The 23,758-nt window shown below is 45.8% G+C and carries 21 protein-coding genes and 3 tRNA genes; 6 read left to right on the forward strand and 18 right to left on the reverse strand.

The features are described 5' to 3' along the window. Positions 1-203 precede the first annotated feature (203 nt). Positions 204-734 carry an inorganic diphosphatase gene (gene ppa, locus DK187_RS05235; protein ID WP_111606286.1) on the forward strand — a complete coding sequence of 177 codons (531 nt, stop codon included), beginning with the start codon at positions 204-206 and terminating at the stop codon, positions 732-734. A 102-nt stretch (positions 735-836) separates the two neighbouring features. On the opposite strand, the gene trxB is transcribed toward ppa, so the two are convergent. Together trxB and DK187_RS05245 are read right to left on the reverse strand one after the other, a co-directional pair. After that, positions 837-1,790, reverse strand: a complete 954-nt coding sequence (trxB, locus tag DK187_RS05240; RefSeq protein ID WP_111606287.1) for a thioredoxin-disulfide reductase — start codon at positions 1,788-1,790, stop codon at positions 837-839. A gap of 128 nt (positions 1,791-1,918) precedes the next feature. Then, positions 1,919-2,671: a HesA/MoeB/ThiF family protein gene (locus DK187_RS05245; RefSeq protein WP_111606288.1), complete on the reverse strand. Its 753-nt coding sequence runs from the start codon at positions 2,669-2,671 to the stop codon at positions 1,919-1,921. 87 nt (positions 2,672-2,758) lie between these two features. Between DK187_RS05245 and DK187_RS05250 the strand changes: the two genes are divergently transcribed. Next, a complete protein-coding gene (locus tag DK187_RS05250; protein ID WP_111606289.1) occupies positions 2,759-4,057 on the forward strand; it encodes an inosine/guanosine kinase in 1,299 nt (432 codons plus the stop codon). A gap of 100 nt (positions 4,058-4,157) precedes the next feature. Here DK187_RS05250 and DK187_RS05255 read toward each other — a convergent pair whose 3' ends face one another. From DK187_RS05255 to DK187_RS05300, 10 genes are all read right to left on the reverse strand, one after another. Continuing rightward, on the reverse strand, positions 4,158-4,667 hold the full coding sequence (locus DK187_RS05255) for a chemotaxis protein CheW (protein WP_223232324.1): 510 nt from the start codon (positions 4,665-4,667) through the stop codon (positions 4,158-4,160). A gap of 105 nt (positions 4,668-4,772) precedes the next feature. After that, complete coding sequence (locus tag DK187_RS05260; RefSeq protein ID WP_111606290.1) at positions 4,773-5,639, reverse strand: Tim44 domain-containing protein; 867 nt, start codon at positions 5,637-5,639, stop codon at positions 4,773-4,775. A 13-nt stretch (positions 5,640-5,652) separates the two neighbouring features. Then, positions 5,653-6,660, reverse strand: a complete 1,008-nt coding sequence (locus DK187_RS05265) for a tryptophan--tRNA ligase (RefSeq protein ID WP_111606291.1) — start codon at positions 6,658-6,660, stop codon at positions 5,653-5,655. A 154-nt stretch (positions 6,661-6,814) separates the two neighbouring features. Beyond that, entirely contained in the window at positions 6,815-8,749 is a 1,935-nt protein-coding gene (gene recD, locus DK187_RS05270; RefSeq protein WP_111606292.1) for an exodeoxyribonuclease V subunit alpha, read from the reverse strand. Next, complete coding sequence (recB, locus tag DK187_RS05275) at positions 8,736-12,467, reverse strand: exodeoxyribonuclease V subunit beta (protein WP_111606293.1); 3,732 nt, start codon at positions 12,465-12,467, stop codon at positions 8,736-8,738. Before recB ends, recD begins: the two co-directional genes overlap by 14 nt. Continuing rightward, entirely contained in the window at positions 12,464-15,865 is a 3,402-nt protein-coding gene (recC, locus tag DK187_RS05280; RefSeq protein WP_111606294.1) for an exodeoxyribonuclease V subunit gamma, read from the reverse strand. The genes recB and recC overlap by 4 nt, the downstream gene beginning before the upstream one ends. A gap of 207 nt (positions 15,866-16,072) precedes the next feature. Then, positions 16,073-16,324, reverse strand: a complete 252-nt coding sequence (locus DK187_RS05285) for a type II toxin-antitoxin system RelE/ParE family toxin (RefSeq protein WP_111606295.1) — start codon at positions 16,322-16,324, stop codon at positions 16,073-16,075. A gap of 50 nt (positions 16,325-16,374) precedes the next feature. Then, on the reverse strand, positions 16,375-16,608 hold the full coding sequence (locus DK187_RS05290) for a type II toxin-antitoxin system ParD family antitoxin (RefSeq protein ID WP_111606376.1): 234 nt from the start codon (positions 16,606-16,608) through the stop codon (positions 16,375-16,377). 239 nt (positions 16,609-16,847) lie between these two features. Further along, positions 16,848-16,923 (reverse strand) — tRNA-Ala (locus DK187_RS05295). 71 nt (positions 16,924-16,994) lie between these two features. Further along, a tRNA-Ala gene (locus DK187_RS05300) sits at positions 16,995-17,070 on the reverse strand. Between the two features lie 204 nt (positions 17,071-17,274). On the opposite strand from DK187_RS05300, the gene DK187_RS05305 reads away from it, so the two are divergent. Together DK187_RS05305 and DK187_RS05310 are read left to right on the forward strand one after the other, a co-directional pair. Continuing rightward, a complete protein-coding gene (locus DK187_RS05305) occupies positions 17,275-18,501 on the forward strand; it encodes an EAL and HDOD domain-containing protein (RefSeq protein ID WP_111606296.1) in 1,227 nt (408 codons plus the stop codon). 85 nt (positions 18,502-18,586) lie between these two features. Next, positions 18,587-18,671, forward strand: a tRNA-Leu gene (locus DK187_RS05310). A gap of 105 nt (positions 18,672-18,776) precedes the next feature. Here the strand turns inward: DK187_RS05310 and DK187_RS05315 are convergent. Together DK187_RS05315 and DK187_RS05320 are read right to left on the reverse strand one after the other, a co-directional pair. Continuing rightward, the gene (locus DK187_RS05315) at positions 18,777-19,208 is read right to left on the reverse strand and encodes an acyl-CoA thioesterase (protein WP_111606297.1); all 432 of its coding nucleotides are present in this window, start codon (positions 19,206-19,208) and stop codon (positions 18,777-18,779) included. Between the two features lie 127 nt (positions 19,209-19,335). Further along, complete coding sequence (locus tag DK187_RS05320; protein WP_111606298.1) at positions 19,336-19,773, reverse strand: DUF4156 domain-containing protein; 438 nt, start codon at positions 19,771-19,773, stop codon at positions 19,336-19,338. A 207-nt stretch (positions 19,774-19,980) separates the two neighbouring features. On the opposite strand from DK187_RS05320, the gene DK187_RS05325 reads away from it, so the two are divergent. After that, entirely contained in the window at positions 19,981-20,166 is a 186-nt protein-coding gene (locus tag DK187_RS05325; RefSeq protein WP_223232323.1) for a CPXCG motif-containing cysteine-rich protein, read from the forward strand. Between the two features lie 247 nt (positions 20,167-20,413). Here DK187_RS05325 and DK187_RS05330 read toward each other — a convergent pair whose 3' ends face one another. The 4 genes from DK187_RS05330 to DK187_RS05345 all read right to left on the reverse strand — a co-directional run bounded on the left by DK187_RS05330 (position 20,414) and on the right by DK187_RS05345 (position 22,034). Then, on the reverse strand, positions 20,414-20,800 hold the full coding sequence (locus DK187_RS05330; protein ID WP_111606300.1) for a VOC family protein: 387 nt from the start codon (positions 20,798-20,800) through the stop codon (positions 20,414-20,416). An 85-nt stretch (positions 20,801-20,885) separates the two neighbouring features. Beyond that, positions 20,886-21,200, reverse strand: coding sequence for a GIY-YIG nuclease family protein (locus DK187_RS05335; RefSeq protein ID WP_111606301.1), 315 nt, complete (start codon positions 21,198-21,200; stop codon positions 20,886-20,888). A gap of 22 nt (positions 21,201-21,222) precedes the next feature. Continuing rightward, positions 21,223-21,831: a LysE family translocator gene (locus DK187_RS05340; protein ID WP_111606302.1), complete on the reverse strand. Its 609-nt coding sequence runs from the start codon at positions 21,829-21,831 to the stop codon at positions 21,223-21,225. Continuing rightward, a complete protein-coding gene (locus tag DK187_RS05345; protein WP_111606303.1) occupies positions 21,828-22,034 on the reverse strand; it encodes a hypothetical protein in 207 nt (68 codons plus the stop codon). The genes DK187_RS05340 and DK187_RS05345 overlap by 4 nt, the downstream gene beginning before the upstream one ends. A 244-nt stretch (positions 22,035-22,278) precedes the next feature. Here DK187_RS05345 and DK187_RS05350 point away from each other — a divergent pair, with 244 nt between their 5' ends. Then, a complete protein-coding gene (locus DK187_RS05350; RefSeq protein WP_111606304.1) occupies positions 22,279-23,703 on the forward strand; it encodes an aminotransferase-like domain-containing protein in 1,425 nt (474 codons plus the stop codon). Positions 23,704-23,758: the final 55 nt, after the last annotated feature.

Here is a 23,758-nt window from a genome sequence, read left to right on the forward strand (position 1 = left end):
TCCTCGCGACTATAATTTGATCACTGTGTAAGACTAGCTAAATTTAGAAAGAAAGCAATAAGTTAACGCTATTTAGGATGCTTTTTACATGTTTTATTCTAGTGAAATAGAGAATATTACGAATGGATGCATTACACAACTAGCATAGATGCTGTCTAGCTTTTATAATATTGCCCATATTTAACACATTGGAAGAAATTATAATGAGCTATAGCAAAATCCCTGCTGGCAAAGATGCACCAAATGATATCAACGTGATCATCGAGATCCCAGCACAAGCAAACCCAGTAAAATACGAAGTTGATAAGGATATGGACGCGCTTGTCGTTGACCGCTTCATGACCGCACCTATGTTTTATCCAGCTAACTACGGCTATGTTAACCATACGTTAGCAGATGATGGTGACCCAGTTGATGTTTTGGTAATCACACCTTACCCAGTGGTTCCAGGTTCCGTTATCCGCTGCCGCCCAGTTGGCGTATTGAATATGTCTGACGAAGCTGGCATGGACGCGAAATTGGTTGCTGTTCCACACGAGAAATTAAGCAAAGAATACGGTCACATCCAAGATGTGAACGATATTCCACAATTGCTACGCGATCAAATTGAACATTTCTTCGAAAACTACAAAACCCTTGAAAAAGGCAAATGGGTAAAAGTAGAAGGCTGGGCAAACGCTGACGAAGCAAGAAAAGCGATTGTTGAAGGCATCGAAGCTTACAACGCTCAGTAATTCGTTCAAGCGATTTACTTTAGACACAAAAAAACCGATCCTAGGATCGGTTTTTTTGTGTCTAAAACTTTCATTCAGCAAAGTATGAGGCGTGTGTACATCTTACTCTAAAGAATCCAAGTAACGCTCTGCATCCAGCGCAGCCATACAACCTGTACCGGCCGATGTGATTGCTTGACGGTAAATATGATCAGACACATCACCCGCCGCAAAAACCCCTTCAATACTGGTTTGAGTGGCATTACCGTGGGTACCAGATTGAACTTTTAGGTAACCATCGTGCATCTCAAGCTGACCTTGGAAAATATCTGTGTTCGGCTTATGACCGATGGCCACAAACAAGCCTGCAACCGCGATGTCTTTTTTCTCGCCTGTTTCGTTATTCTTGATACGAATACCCGTTACGCCAGCGTCATCGCCCAACACTTCTTCTAACTCAGAATGCCACTCGATTTTCACATTGCCGTTTTTCGCTTTTTCCATCAGCTTATCCGCTAGGATTTTCTCAGAACGGAATTTATCACGACGGTGAATAACGGTAACCGTTTTCGCTATGTTAGAAAGGTAAAGCGCTTCTTCAACCGCCGTATTACCACCACCAATCACAGCAACATCTTGATTACGGTAGAAGAAACCATCACAGGTCGCACAAGCCGATACGCCTTGTCCCATGAATTTTGTTTCGCTCTCAAGACCCAAATACTGAGCACTCGCGCCAGTAGAAATAATCAAAGCATCACAAGTATAAACACCACTGTCGCCTTCCAAACGGAATGGACGGTTTTTTAAATCTACTTTATTGACATGATCAAAAATAATTTCCGTTTCAAAACGCTCAGCGTGCTTACGCATACGCTCCATCAGTTCTGGACCTTCGACGCCTTGATCATCACCCGGCCAGTTATCGACCTCGGTAGTTGTGGTCAACTGACCACCCATTTGCATACCGGTAATCATCACAGGATTCAGGTTCGCACGGGCGGCATAAACCGCTGCGGTGTAGCCAGCTGGACCAGAACCTAAAATCATTAATTTAGCGTGTTTCACATCGCTCATGTCATTGCTCCTGTAAATGAATGTTTGCCAGACTCAAAAAGGCGGCCGGCTAAAATACTGTGACAAATTCTAACGAAAATCGACTGAAATTCTTAGAGAAAAATACTAATTACTAAAATAGGGACTCTCTATGAGTTTTCAAGTGAGCAAGCAGAGCATTCTGGATCTTGACTTAAACGCATTTCACGCCAGCTGCCTTCAAGACCATCAAATAGCCTCAATACGCCATGCTTAACCTTTCCACAACCACTTGCCAACTTTAACGCCTCTAGCGCCTGATAAACGCCGAGCAAGCCAACAACAGGAGCGATAATACCACTTTCGTTACAGCTTAATTGCTGATCCGACAAAGAAGGATATAAGCACTCATAACAAGGCGTTGATTGTTGATGATACAAGAAACTCACCAACTGCCCTTCCCAGCGAATCGCTGCCGCACTAACCAGTGGCTTTTTCAGTGACAGACAAGCACGGTTGATGACTTGTCGAGCGGTAAAGTTATCCGTACAGTCCAGCACCACGTCAGCCTGCTCTACAGCACAAAGCAAAGAATCGTCTGCCAACTTTTGAGCAATCACTTCGACCTGAACGGCTGAATTTTTAAGCGCAATCTGCGCCGCCGCCGCATCCACTTTATTCAGGCCAAGCTGATGTTCAGCATAAAGCACTTGGCGTGGCAAATTGCTGCACTCTAGTTGGTCGCCGTCCGCTAACACTAATTTTCCCACGCCTGACGTAGCCAAATAAGTCGCCGCAATATTCCCTAATCCACCCAAGCCAATGATCAATATTTTGGCTTGGGTAAGATTGAGTTGCCCCTGTATATCAAAATTTGGCAGTAATAACTGTCTACTATAACGATCTAACTCTGATTCGTTCATTTTCACCTTACTTTCTTCTTGCTCATCCTGCCCGACTGGTCAATTCTTTGCTAAACTCACTCTATTATTTTATCCATGAGCATCGATATGAAGTTTCCCGGTCAACGCAAACTCAAACATTACTTCCCAGTTTCTCAACCTAAACCTGCTTTGCCTAAATCAGAAGTCCGTCCAGATAAAGACACTTACATCGTTGGTTTGGATGAAACTATCGTCGATGTGGTCGCCAATGTCTCGGATCAATTTTTAAACACATTTAACATCCAAAAAGGATTGTCGAATCTTGTCGATGCCGACACAGCCTCTGCGATATATGATGAACTCACTGCACAAAACAGTATCTCAGATCATTTTGCTGGCGGCACCATTGGCAACACCATACACAATTATTCCGTGCTAGCTGATGACAAATCTGTGCTACTTGGCGTCATGTCTGCCAATATTACCTTAGGATCACCAGCTTACCATTATATCTGCCACACCAGCAGTAAAGTCGATATGAATCACCTTCAAGGCGTTCCTGGAGACATCGGCCATGGCATTACCTTAATCACACCTGACGGTGAGCGCACTTTTGCGATCGCCCCTGGGGATATGGACGAGCTCAATACGGAACACATTCCGGAAAATATTATCGCGGGTGCGGCTGCCCTGGTAACTTGTGCTTACCCTTTACGCCATCAGGGTAAACCCATTAAACAGGCCATGCTAACCGCCCTACAATATGCCCATCAACATCATGTTCCAACCGCTCTTACATTAGGCACCAAACACCTTGTAGAAGATAATCGCGAAGAACTGCTCGAATTAATCAAAAACTACGTCAACGTACTCGCCATGAATGAATTAGAAGCCGAAGCGTTAACGGGATTATCAGATCCATTACAGGCGGCCAGTGCCATTCTTGATTACGTTGATCTTGTGTTATTAACCGCAGGGCCAGACGGCATGTATCTATGCGGCTATACCGATGATGAGCTAAAACGGGAAACCACACACCCTATTAAATCGGGCAGCTTGGCCGATTTTAATCGTTGGGAATTCAGTCGCCCTATGCTGCGTGAAGCTTGCAAACACCCCGTAAAAGTCTTCTCTCATATTGATCCTTACATGGGCGGCCCCGACAAAATTCGCAACACCAATGGCGCAGGTGACGGCGCATTATCAGCATTGCTGCATGATATTTCCGCGAACCACTTTCACAAAGAAGCCATTCCAAACTCCAGCAAACACTTAGCGCCCTTTTTGGCTTATTCCTCTTTTGCCCAAATCTGTAAATACTCGAACCGCGTAAGTTATGAGATATTAGCGCAAAACGCGTCTCGATTATCCCGTGGCTTACCAGAAAGAGAAGACAGCCTAGAAGAAGCTTACTGGGAAAGATAACCGTTCAAGCTTTCTTAGCGACATAAAAAAACCATGCATAAGCATGGTTTTTTTATGTCGTTCTAAACTCTAGATCGCTCTAAAAAGAATGGATTGGCTCTTAATTCATCGCTTCGATGCCAAGTGCATCGTTGCGCTCAAACATACGATTGAGTTCCAACAAAATAACCAACTCATCTTCTTTTTGGTAAACACCTTGAATAAATTTCAAAGCATCGTCATTACCTACGCTTGGACTTTGCTCTATTTCACCTTGATACAAATAGAATACTTCTTGTACCGCATCGACCAACAGACCCACTTGTTCACCATCATGCTCGATGATGATAATGCGCGTGTCATCGGTAATAGTGCACTCTGGCAAACTAAAACGGACGCGTGTGTCCACTACCGTCACAACGTTACCGCGTAAGTTTACGATGCCTAGTACATAAGAAGGCGCACCTGGAACGGGAGCTATTTCGCTATAGCGTAGCACCTCTTTAATCTGCATGACGTTGATACCATAAGTTTCGTCAATCAGCTTAAAAGTCAGATACTGCAACAACTCGCCTTTCTTATTTTCAGATAAGGCTTTCCCTTTTTCTTTAATAGGTGCTAATTCAGACATGGCTCACATCCATATTCAATTTGATTAAAGTACTGTAGAACTCGTTACTGCTTTTGTCTAGTGTAAACAAAGAGTAACGAGTCTACGAGCAAAGTTAAGTAACAATTAGTTGTCTTGTTGTATCCCAACTATTGTCCAATTTCCATTTGCGTCAGACATGTTCTTTTCTAAGTGCCAAATTTCAGCGGTTTCCGATGTTTCATCGCCTTCTTTGATCCAGCCTGAGAACTGCAAAGAAATAGACGCTGTCGAACCGATAAACTCACCACGAACCAAGTCAACCATCAAAGAGATCACTTCAGTACGAGGCTTGTTGTCGCCATGCTTAGCACGCTCTTCAACCAACAAGTTATAAAGCTCTGGGCTAACATAATCTAAAATTTCATTAAAGTTATTATCATCCCATGCTTTTTGCAGTGTGATGTAATGATTTTTCGCTTCTGCAACAAAGGCTTGCTCATTAAAACCAGGTGGCAATTGAATGTCTGGAGTAGCACCGAAACCACTCATTCCAGCCATTGGTGAAGGCTGAACGCTGTCGCGAGTTGATTCAGGCATTTCACGGAACATACCATTTGTGCCAGCTTGTTGAGCCGCTGCTGCAGCGCGACGTTTTGGCGCGATGAAGAACTTGTAGATCAAGAAACCAATCACAGCGAATAACAAGATATCGCCAAATGAAATACCATCAAACGCGCCACTACCTAGCAAGGCTGCAAAAATACCACCTGCTAATAGACCGCCTAACAGACCACCGCCTAGACCACCCAAGAAACCAGGTTTTTTAGCTCCAGCCGCCGCAGCCGTAGAATTGGTCGCACTCGCTGGCGCCGCTTTAGGCTTAGACACAGAAAAGCTTTTACCAAAACTCTTACCACCACCAAGCTTTTTAGCATGGACATCGGCACTGTAGCCCCCCGCCCCAATTGCCAACACAAACGCCAACAGCATGGCATACACAGATGTTTTCACGGTATTTCTCCTATTATTTAAAATTCACTAGACCTACGGCATTGCGTAGGTCTGAAATCATTTGCCTTGCTCGCGCTCGCGCTTTTTCTGCACCCGATTGTAGTATTTCCTCGACATGAACAGGATTTGCTATCAATTCTAGATACTTTTCACGCGGCTCACTCAGTTGACCATTGATCAGGGTAAAAAGTTCCTTCTTTGCTTCGCCCCAAGCAATACCCTCTGCAAAATTCTGACGCATTTGCTGAGTTTGTTCTGGTGTCGCAAACGCTTTATAAATATCAAACACAGTAGAGTCATCAGGGTCTTTCGCTTCCCCCGGTTCTAACAGGTTGGTTTTGATTTTATTGATGCCTTTTTGTAGCTTTTTCTCAGTATCAAATAATGGAATCGTATTGTTGTAACTCTTGCTCATCTTACGACCATCTAAGCCTTTAAGAATGGAGCCTTCTTCACCCACCACCGCTTCCGGTAATACGAAATGTTCACCAAATAAATGGTTAAAACGACCAGCAATGTCACGCGCCATTTCAATATGCTGTATTTGATCACGACCAACCGGCACTTTATGGGCGTTAAAGGCCAAAATATCCGCCGCCATTAACACTGGGTAGCAAAACAAGCCCATAGTGATACCAAAATCTGGATCTTGGCCATTAGCAAGATTGTCATCTACCGCGCCTTTATAAGCATGGGCGCGATTCATCAAGCCTTTTGCGGTGACGCAGGTCAGTAGCCAATTCAATTCAGCAATCTCAGGAATATCAGATTGACGGTAAAAAGTTGCTTTATCCGTGTCCAAGCCACACGCTAGCCAGGTCGCCGCAATTTCTAAACGAGACTGTTTCACACGCTCTGGATCCTGACACTTGATCAAGGCATGATAGTCTGCAAGAAAGAAGTAAGATTCCGTATTGTCTTGACGGCTCGCTTCGATCGCTGGACGAATGGCTCCCACATAGTTACCTAAGTGAGGAGTACCTGTGGTGGTGACACCGGTTAAAACAATTTCTTTTGCCATTGTTGCTACTCTTTCCTACTTTACACAATGTTGAAATGTTGCTTACCCTACCATAAAAAAACGACCGCAAGAATCACGCATTACGATTATTTAATCTGATGTTTTACAAGCTTTTTTACATCTTCAGCAGATAGTGGAGCCGAATAGTAAAATATCAATGCCAAAGCTCATCAATAAGGCCTGAATAACGTTCAATACGAGCACTCGTTGCACTACGAATTAAGCCGCTCGATCCCCATAACGCAAAGGATCTCTTCGCCCGAGTAATACCGGTATAAAGCAACTCTTTGGTTAATACTGGCGAAGGCGTCATAGGCAATAACAAAGCCACATGATCAAACTCTGACCCTTGAGATTTATGCACTGTCATGGCAAAGACCACTTCAAACTCACTCAAACGACTCGGCAGCAAGCCAGTAAAAGAACCATCAGGCTGCATAAACCATACTCGAAGACGCTGAAACTCATCAGGCATACAAAGACCAATATCGCCATTAAACAAGCCCAATGCCGCATCATTTCGGGTTAGCATCACAGCTTTCCCCGGATACCAAACATGGGGGTCTTTTACTCGTCCCCGCTGATAGAAATACTGCTCCAACTGAGCATTCACCTTCTCGACACCAAACTCCCCTTGGCGAACCGCCGTCAGAATCTGGTAACGTGAAAACACCTCATAAAGTTTGGCAATATCAAGGTTCTGACGCACCGCTTCCCAATAATCATCATACCCTTTGGCGAGAGTCGCAATATCGGCCTTGGTCTGTCCTTCTTCTGGCGTTCGCCATTCAACATCCGTGTTATTAGACTGCAAGCAACGCAATACCGCTTGGCTGTCCCCAGCGTTCATGGCTTTTGCCAAGTATCCAATGCCACTATTGGCATCAAAGCGATAGCTGGTTCTTAGCAAGGTCAAGGCTCGGCTTATGGGCGGCGCTGACGCATTGCCAAACGGCGCAAGGTTTTCTCCAGTAAGACGGCTCAGTCGCTCAGCCCATTCTGGTTGGAAGTAAACCTCTTCGATGCCATAGGATAAATCCCCCAGTACACTGCCCGCTTCTACCGAAGCCAGCTGATCTTTGTCGCCCAGCAAAATCAGTCGCGCCTGAGGCGGCATAGCATCAATCAATTTCGCCATCATTGGCAAATCCACCATGGACACTTCGTCCACCAGCAACACATCCAAATGCAAGGGGTTTGCTTTATTGTGCTTAAAACGACTGCGGCCAAAATCACTTCCTAACAAGCGATGCAAAGTACTCGCTTGCTCTGGAATGGCAAGCTTAACGTCATCACTTAATGGCAAACCCGCTTTGGCTTTTGAAATGGATTCCGTTAGACGCGCCGCGGCTTTGCCAGTTGGCGCGGCTAACTCAATACGCAACACCTTACCTTCGACCAGCGACTGAGCCACTAGCAACGCCAAAAGACGAGTCACAGTGGTTGTCTTTCCCGTTCCCGGGCCGCCACTGATCACCGAAAAAGGCAAACTTGCCGCATTGGCGACGGCCACTTTTTGCCAATCTACCGCGTCGGCTTTATTGGGAAACAGCGTTGCCAATAACGCCGCATCCACAGCAAAAGGCGCCACAGTAAATTGCCCCTTGAGATACGTCAGCACTTGTTGCTCATATTGGAAATAACGATACAAATACAAACGCGTGCCCGCCAACACCATAGGGCGTTCAACCACACTGTCTGCCGACGAAACCAGACAACTTGTCTGCAAGACTTGGCACCAAGCCGACACGCTCTTCACACCGCTCTTTTCCAATGCCGCTCTTAATTCTTCTAAATCAATGCCTTCTGGTGGTCTTTGCCAAATATTCGCTAGATCGATACAAATATGGCCAGCCCCAAGGTACGCGCTGCATAAGGCTCCGGCGATATACACAGCGCTCTTATTTACCTCTGAATTGCCTTCTTTGGCATGTTGCGCCAGCTGCTCAATCCACTGACGATCAATGGCTCGTAAAACCCCTTTAGATTGCCAAGCAGACAAACTAAATGGCGTCGTAGCAGATGGATTTTCTTCACGCGCTTTTTCATCAAGAGAGTCGAGCAAACCTAGTTGATTAGAAAAGTCCATATTGCACTACCTCATCATTCGATTTGCTACCCATGGATTTATCACTCTGAGCCTTGCCACTAAACAGCTTATCGAGCGCAGTCACATGCTCAAGCGTTAAACGGTTTTGAAAAACACCCGTTTGCTGCCCTACTCGCATGCCACGCAAAAACAAATACACCACGCCGCCCATGTGTTTTTCATAGTCATAATTCGGCAAACGCTGCTTCAACAAACGATGTAAGGCTAAGGTATAAAGCTGGTACTGCAAATCGTATCTGTGCTCGGCAATAGCATGAACTAATCTCTCTGGCTCGTAATCAGCCAGGTTATCCCCCAAGTAATTGGACTTATAATCCAGCACATAATAACGGCCTTGGTATTCGAACAATAAATCGATAAAGCCTTTTAACATGCCTTTTAATGGACGATCTTGGATCATCGGCGCAATACGCGATACCTCATCGTGTTCACGAGAAATGCGGTCCAACTGCAAGGCATTCATGCCGGTCACCGGAATAAAAAACTCCATTTCTTTGCGACAAACCGAGGGCGCCAAACGCCCCAAACTCATTCCCGTCATTAACTCGGTATTAATCATATCGGGCAACCATTCGCTCAATACGTCTTGCCATTCGCCAAAGCCCTGACGCTCGTAAAAATCGATCATGCGCTTATGGTGACTGGTTTTTAATAAGTCGTTAAAGCTCGGATTAGCAGACACATCATGCAGGGCTTTGCCTTCCAGCGTATCATGCAAGAAAGTGCCAGGCTTGGCGCCTTTGGGAAAAGTAAAGCGACTCTTTTGCGGCTCAAGCACGGGGTCAGACACGTCCGTTTCATCCAATAAAGGATCGACAAAACGCGCCATCTCATCCAAGCCTGGTACGCTTTCATCGTGATGCTCTTTGTCTTCCACTACGAGCGAAGAATAACTTCCCACCCACCAGTCTCGCTCGACACGCCCAGTAAAATCTCGCGCACGGGGTTCAACTAAGTCGGCTTGCGCCATTTTGAATCGTGGTAAGCTCGGAGGCTCATTAGGTAAATCCAACAACTGCATTTGACCATGCTGATAACGCCCACAAAGGCCTTCGATACTTGGGTACAAATCACCAGCCTCAAGCGACTCGCCTTCGCCAATCAAGGCACCCACACCACTAAGATGCACCTCAGATACCGCACCACGAGTTTTATTCGCCCCTTTTCCTACCTCCATGGCACCGATAAAGCACGCTTCTTTGGAGCGCGTTAATGCCACATAAGCCAAACGAATTTCGGCCGCATACAACTCTTCTTTGTGCTGCTCGGTCTGCGCTTCATCAGGGTCAATGGCGATCCACAATTGCTGTTGCGCATCGTGGTATAAAGCCGACTTGTCTTGATCTCGATACGGCGTAAACGCAAACGGCAAATACACTATCGGATATTCCAAGCCCTTACTTTTGTGAATGGTGACAATCCGCACCAACTCCGCATCGGTTTCAAGGCGAATCTTTTGCTCATCGCTGTTGCCATTCGGCGCTTGAATCGCCAACCTGAGATAACGTAAAACGCCTTCTTTGGAATCCAACTCTAAGGACTTTTGCTGTAGCTTTTCGGTCAAATGCAGAAAGTCGGTTAAGCGACGTTCGCCACCAGTATGGCTGAGCATATTCGCCGCCAGTGACACGTCTTGCATAAACTCTCTTAACATAGGCAATAAGCCTTGCTTGTCCCAGATTTCTAGATAATCACGGAAAGCTTGTCCCCATTTTTCATACACCACGTCGTCGTGATTGAGCGTATCCAAATCTTCCAACGACCAATCAACCAAGCTGGTTGCCAAGGCCGAACGCAATTTACTTTCTTGCCCATTGGATAATATCGCTGTCAGCACAATCAGTAGCTCGCGCGCCTCAACGGTTTCAAACACCGAGCCCTTGTCACTGAGATACACACTGGCGATACCGCGCTGACGTAAGGCGTCTTTTAACGCATTGGCTTGACTAAAATTGGTCACCAACAAGGCAATATCTTTTGGTCGCACGCCCTGTCCTTCGATCAGCGCAGAACCCTGCTGTCCTTCCAGTAACAGTTGATGAAGATGCGCGGCACAAGATTGCGCCATCGTTTGCCGATAGTCTTTTGCTGACACGGGCTCATCACTGGCTTGATACAAAAACTGCAGCGCCGCTTGCGTTTGCCCTTGTCGAGTAAAGCCACTGGCAACACCACGATCTTGCACCTCAATAAAAGGAATCCCGGTGACGCGAAAGGGTTCCGTTTGGGTAGTAAAAAGTCCATTGACCGCCTGAATCATGGCCGCAGAAGACCGGTAATTGGTCGCCAAGGAATACACACTGTCGACACGTTTTTTAGCCGCCAAATAGGTGTAAATATCCGCGCCACGAAAGGCATATATCGCCTGTTTTGGATCACCGATCATGATCAAGCCAAGCGTATTTTGATCTACCGTCGCTGGGGCATAAATGGTAGAGAAAATCCGATATTGCACCGCATCTGTGTCTTGAAATTCGTCGATTAAAGCAATCGGATAAAGGTGGCGAATGCGCTCTGCCAACTTGCCCGCTTCGTCTTTCGTTAGCGCCACATCGAGAGACGTGAGCAAATCGGTAAAAGTGAGTGATTGTGTGCTGCGCTTCCAGCGTTTCATGCGTTCTTGGGTTTGCTGCCACAGCTGAGTCAGTAAGACCGCTTTTAAGCGCCCCGCGTCAGGGAAGCTTTCACGCAAGTTTTGCACCAAGCCAAAGAATGCGTGAGCCGGCAAGTCACCGCCTTTACTCAGTCGACTGGCGTGTTCATGGGTATCAAATTTTTCGAGGCTTTTGTCCAGTTCAAAACGGGTTGAATTCGCCCACTGCGTCATGGCGTCGATGTCTTTCGATGGATCTTTGCGCCAAAACGTGCGTTTTATACCACTGCGCTCAAGGGCCTCAACAATATCATGCGATTGACTCAGCCACATGGCACGCACCGCGGCCATGGTTTGTTGCGCCTGACTTAGGGCACTTTCCCAATCGTAATCGGGCACCGCGATTTTGGCGTCAGGCTGGTTATTCAATAAGTACAAATCTTTCAGCAAGGCGTCAGGATTCGACCAAATAGGCTGAATCAAAGCCGCCTTGGTGTCGTCCATTGGATAAAACACGCTGCGCCAAACGTCCTTCACCGCCATAGACAAGGGCGCCAATTCGTCGGTCTCAATGGTTTGCTGGAACAACATGCGACTTTCAAAGGCGTTTTGACTCAGCATACGCTGACAAAAGCCATGAATGGTAAACACCGCCGCTTCGTCCATTTGCTTCTCAGCATACAGCAGTTTTTCAATGGCGCCCGCGCGCTGATCGTCTGACATTTGCGCCAGCCAGTCAGCCAGAAAGACATCTCTGCTTTCGCCTTGCAATAAAGCTTTTCGCGCGGCTCGGATGCGCCCACGAATCCGTGCTTTTAGCTCGGCGGTGGCGGCCTCGGTAAAGGTCACCACCAAGATCTGATCCACTGTGAGCGGTTTATCTAAATCACCGCTATTCCCAGATAAAGACGGCCCACTCGGCACCAGCAAACGCAGATACAAGTTGGCAATGGTGTAGGTTTTCCCTGTGCCGGCACTGGCTTCGATTAGCCGTTTGCCAAACAACGGGAAGGTTAATGCGTTGAGCGGCTCAGGAATCATATTCAAGGCTTCTGCATTAACGGCAAGCTGATTAACAGAAACGGACTCGTTAGAAAGACTCATTCCATCTCCTCCAAATGACGATGCATAGGCAACCAAATTTGCTCACACAAAGCGACAAACTGAGCTTTTTGCGACGGTAAATCGGGGAAATAACGCTGCCAATAAGCATCGTCGACCTCGCTACGAGTAAAGGCACTGCTGTTGTCTTGATACTGTTTCAACGCTTGCTCCCAAGCGATATCAGGGTCTTCTTGCGTTTTGCTCGCACAATAACTTTTGCACCATGCGTCAGCACTTTTCGCGGGCAAGGCAATTGGCTGACACAAGCCTTGCTGTAACAACGCCAACATACTGCTCAAATGCTCTTTGGCCTCGTTCGGCTGAAGCAAGATAAAACTGTGCTGCAACAGCTTACCTGTTTTACTCAAATTAATAAGATGATGCTGCCTTGGCGTACCTTGGGCGCACAAGGCCAAATGCTCGATCCACGCCTGCATTTTTTGATGAGCGGATAAGTCCCCAATGCGATAAGACAAACGCGTCGTTGCTGTTGGTAAATCCAACCACGCCTGCAAAACAAGACTACCAAGGGTTAAATTTACTTCGATAGGCGCACATTCCTCCAACGCATAGCCCTGTAACACAGACAACAACTGACGACATTGACCACGACTCTGCTGCAAAGACAAACGCCCTAACGCGCCGTAAGGCAAGGCCCCCGTTAAGGACAAACGCTCAACAAACGAATCTTCATCGTCTTTTAGCATGGCTTGTAGCAAGCCTTCACGCAATTGATAGCCCGCCAAGCCATCTAATGCGAATGGCTCGTCCTCTTTTTCTTCCTCTTCTGGCAAGCTCAAATAGGCTTTTAATCGGCGCTGAGTAAAGTAACGCGCCGGATGCCCAATAAAACGCGACAACTCATCAAGAGCCAGCTCCAATCTTGGCTGCTCTAAACCATCCAGTGGAAGAAACGCTTGTGGCTCATTGTCCACCGGAACACTTAATAACGCCGGTAACCATTGATCGTCATAGCTGTATAAGCGTTTATCAAACTGAACGGCCGATTGTTGCGATTGAACGTAATAAGCGGCATTAAAAGGCTGCAACGGATGCTCAAGAATCAGTCGCTCTAACAAGGCTTTCTGCGCCTCGTCTGGCGCCAATGTTTGGTCACCGTCAAACACACAACTCTGCCCCATGTATTCCAACAACTCACTGACTAAAATAGACGCATTCTTTTCGCTGTTATCTTGAATACTGCGACCCACATAACTGATATAGAAACAATCTCGCGCTGACATTAAGGCTTCGAGAAACAAGTATTTGTCGTCTTCTCGTCGGCTTCGATCGCCGCTGCGATATTGCCCGACCATCAAATCAAAGCCCATTGGCGCAACACTGCGAGGATAATCACCTTCGTTTAAACCCAACACACAAATGACTTTAAACGGCACCGAGCGCATGGGCATCAAGGTGCAAAAGTTGACTCGCCCCGCTAGGAAACGCTGTCCGCCTTGGGACTCTTGCAACAATGGCGATAGCAACTGACGGATTACTTGCTGATCCAATGGCGCATCAAAATACGCTTGCTGCCACTGCAGCGTTAACGCATCAAGCTGCTTACTCAGCAGCACCTGAAAGGCATCGTCTTCGTCCACCAAAAAGAAGCGTTCCGCCAAATAATACAAGGTCGAAATCCATTCTTTCGGCGTAAGGGATTCCATTAACTTGGCTTGTGCATCGTTAATGGCGACCAAAAACTCAGCGAGCTTACCGGCCACCGAGGCTTCTAAACCTTCCACATCGCCGTAACTTAACGTACCTTCCCAGATGTGATCATGCCCCATGGCATAACCCAATAACATGCGGCGCACGCCATTCAGCCAAGTATGAGATTCTTGTATGGGCAAATCATGCTGTTGAGCCGTGTTGCCATCCAACCCCCAACGAATACCGACTTCTGTCGACCATTGTCGAATACGCTCTAACTCGTCGGCGGTTAATTCAAAACGCGCCAACACCGCAGGCACTTCTAATACGCTGATCAATTCTGACAAGGTGAAACGACTTTCGCCCAAACCAAGCAAATACAAATAGGCATCGACAATCGGGTTTTCCATGCCGCCAGATTGGTCAATCAAGGCAAAGGGAATCTGTTTTCTGCCCTGAGCACTGCCTTTAACAGCACCGCTCTTTTTTTCACCCCCAAAAATCGCCTTCACAAACGGGCTGTAGGTGTTGACGTCCGGTAACATGACGATGATGTCTTTTGGCGTTAAGCTCGGATCGCTCTCGAACATTTGCAACAGCTGATCATGCAAGACTTCCACTTCCCGCAATGGGCTGTGACAACGATGCACACGAATACTTTGATCACCCACTGCGATAGCGTGACGATATTCCGCATTGGCAATACTGGCGTCTCTTTCTTGTTTCGAGCCATGGTTTTCTAGGGTCAATACATCTTGCTGAACCCATTGCAGTAACCCAGTCGATTGCCCACTACGATAATCTTCGAACACTTCCAGCTCGTTGTCGGCCATCTCTTGCAGCTGAGCAATGTAGTCTCGACCCAAACGCCCCCAACTTGCCAACAGCGGATTGGCATCCAGATGCAAGGTATCCGTACTCAAACCTGGCTTGAGGGTTTGGCGTTTTATTTCTCGGCCCAAATAATGTTTATCGACCACATCACCCCAATAAAAACGACAAGGGTTCTGCAAAAATAGATGCACATCAATCCAGCCAGAAGCGGCCAACACACGCAGAGACTCCAGCGTATTTGGCGGCAAGGAAGACACACCAAAAATAAAAATTCGCTCAGGAACACCCGCTGGGCGCGCAGACGATAGCGTAGCGTCGTGTAAAGCTTCAATAAGATTCCCCCGATGATACAAGGAAGTTCCTTGTTGACTGACATCGGCCACCAGATCGCGCCATAAAATAGCCTGCCAAGGTTGCTGCTCAAAGATGGCTTTTAGCTTGGGGTCTTGTGCTTCGCCACCCTCCCAACTCTTAATCCAATCAGGGCGATACACCAGATATTGGTCATAAATATCGGCAATGCTGCTGCATAACTGGAAGCGTCGAATTTGTGTATCGTCTTCTTCCAAATACCAACTCAGCGCTTGGAATTCGGGTTCGTGTAAGCGAGTGTCCAGCAAGCGCATTAAACGCCATACCAAGAAAGGCTTATTAAATTCACTTTGCGCCGGAATATCGTCTAACGTTTGCGCAAAGGTTTGCCAAACAAAGGTAGAAGGCAAAGGAAACACCAAACCCGCCGCAATAGAATGAGACTCGGCCAAAAACATCTTCAGCCACTGCGCCATACCGGGGTTTTGTACCAATATATGCTCATCATCAAACGGATTTACTGGCGGCGAAACAGCCAAAATCTTCGCAAGCAACACGGCCAAATCCTCTAGACGGTTACTTGTGTAAAGTTGAAACATGCAAGAATCCTACGCGTTAGAAAGCAGCTCAATAAAAGACTAATAAGCCTAACCTTGGAAGCGATAAAAAAGAAGGACTGAATAATTTAAAAAGTGAAGAGACGACAGATTAGGTGTTAGAGGTGACCGAAAAGACGAATCCTCATTATTCCAAGCGTTAACACAGTGGGAAAAAATACTAAAGGACACTTTACTGAAAAGCTTGACTCAAAAATGCCTAGGTAGATCACGGCTACCATGTAAGACACGGACAATTCTTAAGCGATTAGTCATAACGCGATAAAACACCACATGGGATTGACTGACAAAGCTATAAAACTCTGCGCGGATTTCGGTGCGTTCACGCCCGATGCTGGGGTTGTCACATAGCTGGATAAAGCAGTGTTCTAAATCTTTTAAATACCGAACGACCTGATCGAGTCTAAACTCAGTATCGCTATAATCAAAAATATCACTCAAGTCTTACGCCGCTTCTGGCGACAGTTCATAGCTTGACACCGAAGAAGTCATTAAAAGCGCTTTTCTTCTAGCTTGGCATTAAGAATATCCTGCACTTTATTCGGGCTAGCTTCACCGTCCCAACCTTTGGCTATTTCTGCGCGTAGTTCTTCTATTATGCGATGACGGTAGATTTGATGCAGGCGCAATGCATCGCGCACCACTTCGCTGGCATTTTGAAAATCACCGCTTTGAATTTGCGCAGAAATGTAAGCTTCTTGTTTATCGGTAAAACTAATATTCATGTTATTTAACCCCATGAGCTTTTCATTTCAAGCTATCACTCCATGTCTATATTTATCAAATATGGACATTACCCTTCATACTCTGTCGCTATTAAGTATTAGTAGCCCTAAAAATATAGATTTCATTGTGGGCGGGGTATCGGTATAGGTCTCGTGTAAATCACTTTGCTAGTTTAATGGCGATAAATGGCCAATGCCAAACTAGATGCATGTATGAGGGAAAAACTAAAATGAATATATGGTGGAGCTAAGCGGGATCGAACCGCTGACCTCTTGCATGCCATGCAAGCGCTCTCCCAGCTGAGCTATAGCCCCACAAAACGCGTAGCGTAAGTGGACAGTGTGTCCTGGGTGATGTTTTTATAGATCACTTATTTAGCAATAAGTGGTGGAGCTAAGCGGGATCGAACCGCTGACCTCTTGCATGCCATGCAAGCGCTCTCCCAGCTGAGCTATAGCCCCTAAAAACTGGCGAGGATTTTATGGGCGCTTGCTAATACTGTCAACCTTTTTACGAAGCTCTAATCGGATATTTTTCCCCAATCAACACAAAATCGAACACTTTCATCATTGTGATGATCCGCCTTTTTGTGTTTTTATAACTCCTTGTTCTAACTACATGAGAGCAACCGTTTCAAACTCAACTTCAATAATAAGAGAAGCGCAATGATCGAATTTCCAACGGTCTTAGACGATTTAATGATGGCCCAACAGCCGATACTCAAAAGAACAAAAGAAATTTTTGGGTATGAGCTACTATTCCGTGGAAAAGACTCCCTAAACGCCAACATCTCTGACGGTGAAGAAGCGACAAGCCAAGTGTTGGTCAATCTTTGCATCGGCATCACCAAACTGGAATCTCAGCTCAGAAAACCTTTTTTTATTAATATGACAACCGAACTTATGTTGTCTGACGCTTTTTTTCCTATCGATCCAGACACCGTTTACATTGAAATCCTTGAGAGCCAAAAACTGACCCCTGAATTTTTTACTGCCTTAAAAAATTGGCGAGCTGCGGGCTATCGCTTCGCCCTCGACGATTACCAATTTGATGAAAACTATCAGGCACTGCTCCCCTGGGTATCCATCGTGAAAATAGATGTGCTTCTTACACCACCCAGCGAGCACATAGAGCAAATTAAAGAGTTAAAATCGAGAGGCCTTATTTTACTGGCTGAAAAAGTAGAAAATGCCGCCATGTTTGAGCTCTGCAAGCAGCTCGGTTTTGATTTGTTCCAAGGCTATTTTTTACAACGCCCCGAGCTTATCAAGGGCAAAAGAATCGATTCGGCCACGCACGGCGCAATCGAGTTGGTTAATGCCTTGCAGAACAAAGACATCAGTATTGAAGCGATCACCGACTTAGTCGCCAAAAATCCCAAGCTGTCCTATCAATTGCTGCGCATTCTTAACAGCCCGGTTTGTGGCGTATCTAAAACCGTCACCTCCATCAGAGAAGCCATTATCTTTTTGGGCTTGGTGCAGTTAAAAAAATGGGCACTACTGATCACCATCACCTCATCCACAAAACAACCGCAATCACTGCTCAAAATCTTATTAACCCGCGGGCGTTGCTGCCAATTATTAGCAGAAAGTAAACAATCAACTCTTGCTGATTCTGCTTTTATGGTTGGAATGATGTCTGGCATAGACGCCGTGTTCAACTTAGAAAAATCCATTGTGTTAGAACAGATTGCTTTAGATAAAAGCTTACTCGCTGCCATCCTCAAACAATCGGGAGAACTTGGCGGTTATCTTAAACAAACATTAAGCTGTGAAGAGCAAGACTGGAACAAAATCCAGTCAATGACACCGGCCGAAAGAACAACACTCAACAGAGCCTTTTTAGACGCCATGCTATGGGCTGATGACGTCGTCCGATCAATAAATTAATTAATTGCAAATTAAACGTATTTTTTTCTTTTAAATGATTGACACCTAACTAAAAAACCATAGAATACGCTTCACCTTTTTCAAGGCCAGTGTGGTGGAATTGGTAGACACGACGGATTCAAAATCCGTTGCCTTCGGGTGTGGCGGTTCGAGTCCGCCTACTGGTACCAACATAAAAAAAGCGCTCACTTCGGTAAGCGCTTTTTTTTTTGCATTCAACTTGCCATCAAAGAACAGCACTCGACTCAACAAGTGCCTTCAAAGAGGCAGAACAATCAATGATCGTCAAAACCATGCAATACGTAATCGGGTAGATCTTCTTCTTTTGGAATCGGCGTCGACCGCCCAGTTTCGTCTATCGCCACAAACTTAAACATCCCTTCTGTGACTTTTTCTCGTCGTCCAATGCGCCCACGGCGAACCCAAGCCTCCACAAGAATATTCATTGATGTACGACCAACCGACTCTACTCGGGTATACACCCCTAAAATATCCCCCACTTTTACTGGGCGAATAAAACTCATACCATCAAGCGCGACCGTCACTACCCGAGACTGAGCACGCTGACCTGCACATATGCCCGCCGCGATATCCATTTGCGATACCACCCAACCACCAAAAATATCACCCGCTGGATTCGTGTCGCCGGGCATAGCCACGGTTCTTGTCGTAAGACGACCTTTTGCCTTTTCTTCAAACTCTGACATAACGCTCTCTCAATCAGTTTTTCCCACTCACTAAGCGCAAGTGTATCCGTTTATGTAGTCAGAGAGTAACAACAAAATATTATCGCAAGCATTTAAAAAACTCATGACAACATTTATAAACGCCGAGTTATTTTGTTAACTCAGTCTCGTAATAAATTGCCGTTCCTTTGGCCTCTGTTGTTGGGAACGAAAAGCTCGAACCAATAGAGGTTCCTATCCCGCCGCCACTACCGGCACTAATACCAACACCCGTTCCCAAACGCCTAAAAGACAACTGTGTGACTTCATCTAAAATCACCCCATTCGCACCTATTTTAGCCGCTTGCTCTTTTAACTCTTGAGTGGCCTTCTCTTTTCTAGAATCTTCCGTAAAGCCGTTATCACTAGAAGCCTTCACCGTGCCAACGACTTTATAATCAAACGCTGGCGCTTGTTCGAATATCGTCACTTGCTCAACTTCAAGTTCAGGCATCTGCTGCCCAGTGACCACATGGGATCCAGAAGAACAGCCAAACAACAACGCTGGCAACGCTAAAACCGATAAATATTTAATAGAATTCATCATGACAGCACCTCACCTTTGAAACTCAAATCATAACAGTGTGGCACAAAGAGCGTGAAAGCAGATCGATAAAAATGTGGATTTTCATAAAAAAGGTATACAAATAAAGGAGTCAACCCGCAAGCTAGCAGACTAATTATCATCTATGATTAAAGTATCGGTAATTTTTAAACACTTAAAGTGAGATGAGAGGTAAAAATGAGCGAGCTAATGGAAACCGACATTTCATGCCCTTACTGCGGCGAAAGCATCGACGTCGTAATCGAAGTACTAGATGAAAGCCAAGAATACATAGAAGATTGTCAAGTCTGCTGCCGCCCCATCACCTTCAACATCGACACCGCCTTCGACGGCTCCACTTCAGTTTCCGTTCACTCGGAAAATGAGACGTATTGATTACATGATCACGGGGTTATCCACGACACTCTCAAAACAAATTAAGCCGCAATAAGGCTGATTTAAAGGTACTCACTTTGCTCTACACAAGAGTCATTATTTTTCACCAAGCTGTTTTTTTACATATCTCAAATTATCAAATGAAGTCATGCTAACCCCAAATCATTTTTTGGCTTTAAAACTCAATGTAAGGTTGCCTTCTTAATAAGATTAGTAAAGAATTATTATCACTATAAAATAGTCTCCACTAAAAAGCAGTTCGGCTTTTTTCATATACACTGACTTCAATTAGGTTATTGTCTGGATCATTAAAATACACAGATTGGATAGGCCCCAGAGCCCCAGATTTTGTCACTGGGCCTTCCAAAATAATAACTTTACATGCTTTTAAATGGGCAACTACCTTATCTATTGTCCAATTCGTAATCAGGCAGACATCACCCGCCCCTTCCATAGCGTGGTTGCGTAACTCTTGTCCAAGCAATTGAAAATTGATTTTTTGTTGACCAAAACGCACGGCTTTTCGACCTTCGCCAAAGGTAATAGGCTCCATGTTTAAAACCGTTTCATAAAAAGAGACTGCCCTATCTATGTTAGCGACGGTCAAAACAATATGATCAAAGTGACTAATCATAGCTCCCTTACCATCCTTTTCATTATCAATAAGTAAATGTCATGCTACGAATGATTCGCCACAAAAACAAGCTTATTGATTGCCATTAATCCAGCAAAGAAACCAACTCTATTCCACCGTCAATAAGGCTCTGTTTTTGCCGTCTGTTGAGTTTTTTCACTTGGTATTCAAGTATCAGTGCGTCACTTTTCGAACCAACAGGTTGCTGCCATACCAACTCTAATGGTCCCTTACCTTTGAGATAGCGAGCCGCCCGCTTACTGACACCTGAGTGTTCTTTGAAACGGCGATCTACGTCAGTGCTGATACCCGTATAAAGCGTATTTAAGCGCGTCTTTATCATATAAAGACTCCACTCACTGTCTTTTAAAACGCGGTTATCGTTTCGCTCTTCTGTCACTTCAATACTCCTTTTTAAGCCTTTACTGAGCAATGATCAGCAGCAAGGTAGACGCTGTGGCAATGCCCATACAGAGATTAAACAGGCGCTGACGTTTTTGATCTGTTAACCAGCGACGAATACTCACGCCAGCCCAAGCCCACATAGCGATGGAGGGAAAACCCACAACAGCAAACAAAACAATCATCCACAAACCAGACTGAGCGTACAGATCGCCAGCAATAGAGAAAGTACTAACACAGCCTATCGCCATCATCCAAGCCTTAGGGTTAACGTATTGGAAAAGCAACGCCTGCCACCAAGACATGGGAGAAGATGAGGCTTTTTTTGCCTCTAAATTGCCAACTGGCGCGTTAGCAATTTTCCACGCCAGCCACAATAAATACGCACAACCGACCCATTTTAATACACTGTATAGAGGTGGATATAAAGTAAATAGCGCGCCAAGGCCAAGCAAGGTAGACAATAATAAGGTCGCGACACCTAACACAATGCCTAACATATGTGGCAAGGTTCGACGAAAACCAAACTGTGCCCCAGACGCTAACAACATAATATTATTTGGACCAGGCGTCACAGAAGTTACAAAAGCAAACATGGCGAGCGCAAAGAAAAAAGACACATCGATCATAATATTCGTCCTTTATTTTTTATGAAAGTCAGCAAATCTCCCACAAAACCAATAAGGGTCGCTTGTGATAATTCCGCTTGTTGGCGCTCCTTCGTCATGCCGATATCCTTCATCTGCAACGCGGTTATAGACGCCAATTTTTTACGTGTTTTAAAACGCAGTGCGCTCTGTTGAATGCAAACCAATACACTGACGACGAACATAACCCTCTCCTTATTAAAGCACACTGTTGGTATTCAGCAGTGCTATGTGTATGAGTAATTACTTTAAAAGAAGTAGACAACGCAATACAGATTCAGAAAATCACCGAATCAAACACACAGAAGACGGTTTGTATCGTCTGTATGGCTAAATAAACCGAGATCTGTATGGTTAAATCCATACAGAAAAAGACCTACAATCAAATTATATTTCAGCCTTCGTTACGTCCTCGAAAAGGAATCCACCATGACACTCTACCAAAACCTAGCCAACCGCTTACGAGAGCACATACAGCATGGTTTTTATAAACCAGGCGACAAACTGCCCTCGGTCAGACAGTTGGCTCAAGAGCATGGGGTTAGCATCTCCACCGTACAAGAAGCCTATCGACAACTTGAACAAGACGCTCTTGTCGAGGCTCGACCTAAATCGGGTTACTTTGTCTGTAGTCGTAAAAAAGACAGCCTACCGAGCGTTTCTAGGCCACCACAGCGTCCTTTGGAAGTGTCGCAGTGGGAAGAAGTACTCAATATGCTGATGATTCGCAGCAACCACAAAGGCGTACAGTTACAGCACGCGATGCCAGACATGACAGCGCCAACATTAAAGCCCTTGCTGAAAACCTTAGCGGATCTTGCCAAACAAAAACCGGAGCTCGGCTTGGGTTATGCCGACATTCGTGGCACAGAAGAATTACGTACGCAACTTTGTCGGCTTACCGTTGCTTCTGGCTGTCAATTGCATCCGGATGATTTGGTGGTCACATCGGGCTGTCAGGAAGCCTTGTCGGTTTGCCTAAGAGCGGTTACCAAACCCGGTGATATTATCGCGATTGAATCGCCCAGTTTTTACGGTTCCATGCAAGCCATTAAAGCGGCCAACCTAAAAGCCATGGAAATTCCGACACACCCCGAAACGGGCATCAGTTTAGAAGCACTGGAATTGGCTCTGGATCAATGGCCTATCAAAGCCATTTTTGTTACCCCCACATGCAATAACCCGATGGGGTACACCATGCCGGATGACAAAAAAGAGCAACTCTATCGACTCGCGCAAAGCTACGATATCGCCATCATAGAAGACGATATTTATGGTGATATTTCCTATCAATTTCCGCGGCCAAGAACCATCAAATCTTTTGATACCGATGGTCGCGTCTTACTGTGCTCGTCTTTCTCAAAAACCATCGCCCCTGGCATGCGTGTAGGTTGGATCGCCCCTGGGCGCTACCGAGATAAGGTCACTCACATAAAATACGTTAGCAGCTCCATGTGTCCGGTGCTTCCCCAACTCGCCATTGCAAAATTCATCCGTCTAGGCGGTTACGCCAAACACTTACGCCAAATGAGACAACATTACGAACAACAGCGCGATCACTTACTTCGTGCGATAAAAACCTACCTCCCCAGTGATACCAGAGTCAGCTTTCCCGATGGCAGTTTTATTTTATGGGTAGAGCTCCACACCAACATTGACAGCATGAAGCTGGTGGAGCAATGCCGCGAAGAAGGCGTCGGCTTTGCTCCCGGCCCACTCTTTTCAGCCACAGGTAAATATCGTAATTGCTTCCGACTCAACTTTAGCGAACAAAGCCCTGAAAAACGCGAGTGGGCCGTCAAAACGTTAGCAACGATTTTACAGGGCGTTGAGTTACGAGCAAAAGTCGGGTGAACCAATCCACCTGCTTTTGCGTAGTAAACAAGTATAAACTCAATAGCCGAGCCTC

Source organism: Marinomonas arctica (assembly GCF_003259225.1).
Lineage (GTDB): Bacteria > Pseudomonadota > Gammaproteobacteria > Pseudomonadales > Marinomonadaceae > Marinomonas > Marinomonas arctica.

Bases quoted from the DNA above. Each gene is read 5' to 3' on its own strand.
- ppa (WP_111606286.1), top strand. From the start codon at position 204: ATGAGCTATAGCAAAATCCCTGCTGGCAAAGATGCACCAAATGATATC.
- trxB (WP_111606287.1), bottom strand. From the start codon at position 1,790: ATGAGCGATGTGAAACACGCTAAATTAATGATTTTAGGTTCTGGTCCA.
- DK187_RS05245 (WP_111606288.1), bottom strand. From the start codon at position 2,671: ATGAACGAATCAGAGTTAGATCGTTATAGTAGACAGTTATTACTGCCA.
- DK187_RS05250 (WP_111606289.1), top strand. From the start codon at position 2,759: ATGAAGTTTCCCGGTCAACGCAAACTCAAACATTACTTCCCAGTTTCT.
- DK187_RS05255 (WP_223232324.1), bottom strand. From the start codon at position 4,667: ATGTCTGAATTAGCACCTATTAAAGAAAAAGGGAAAGCCTTATCTGAA.
- DK187_RS05265 (WP_111606291.1), bottom strand. From the start codon at position 6,660: ATGGCAAAAGAAATTGTTTTAACCGGTGTCACCACCACAGGTACTCCT.
- recD (WP_111606292.1), bottom strand. From the start codon at position 8,749: ATGGACTTTTCTAATCAACTAGGTTTGCTCGACTCTCTTGATGAAAAA.
- recB (WP_111606293.1), bottom strand. From the start codon at position 12,467: ATGAGTCTTTCTAACGAGTCCGTTTCTGTTAATCAGCTTGCCGTTAAT.
- recC (WP_111606294.1), bottom strand. From the start codon at position 15,865: ATGTTTCAACTTTACACAAGTAACCGTCTAGAGGATTTGGCCGTGTTG.
- DK187_RS05290 (WP_111606376.1), bottom strand. From the start codon at position 16,608: ATGAATATTAGTTTTACCGATAAACAAGAAGCTTACATTTCTGCGCAA.
- DK187_RS05305 (WP_111606296.1), top strand. From the start codon at position 17,275: ATGATCGAATTTCCAACGGTCTTAGACGATTTAATGATGGCCCAACAG.
- DK187_RS05315 (WP_111606297.1), bottom strand. From the start codon at position 19,208: ATGTCAGAGTTTGAAGAAAAGGCAAAAGGTCGTCTTACGACAAGAACC.
- DK187_RS05320 (WP_111606298.1), bottom strand. From the start codon at position 19,773: ATGATGAATTCTATTAAATATTTATCGGTTTTAGCGTTGCCAGCGTTG.
- DK187_RS05325 (WP_223232323.1), top strand. From the start codon at position 19,981: ATGGAAACCGACATTTCATGCCCTTACTGCGGCGAAAGCATCGACGTC.
- DK187_RS05330 (WP_111606300.1), bottom strand. From the start codon at position 20,800: ATGATTAGTCACTTTGATCATATTGTTTTGACCGTCGCTAACATAGAT.
- DK187_RS05340 (WP_111606302.1), bottom strand. From the start codon at position 21,831: ATGATCGATGTGTCTTTTTTCTTTGCGCTCGCCATGTTTGCTTTTGTA.
- DK187_RS05345 (WP_111606303.1), bottom strand. From the start codon at position 22,034: ATGTTCGTCGTCAGTGTATTGGTTTGCATTCAACAGAGCGCACTGCGT.
- DK187_RS05350 (WP_111606304.1), top strand. From the start codon at position 22,279: ATGACACTCTACCAAAACCTAGCCAACCGCTTACGAGAGCACATACAG.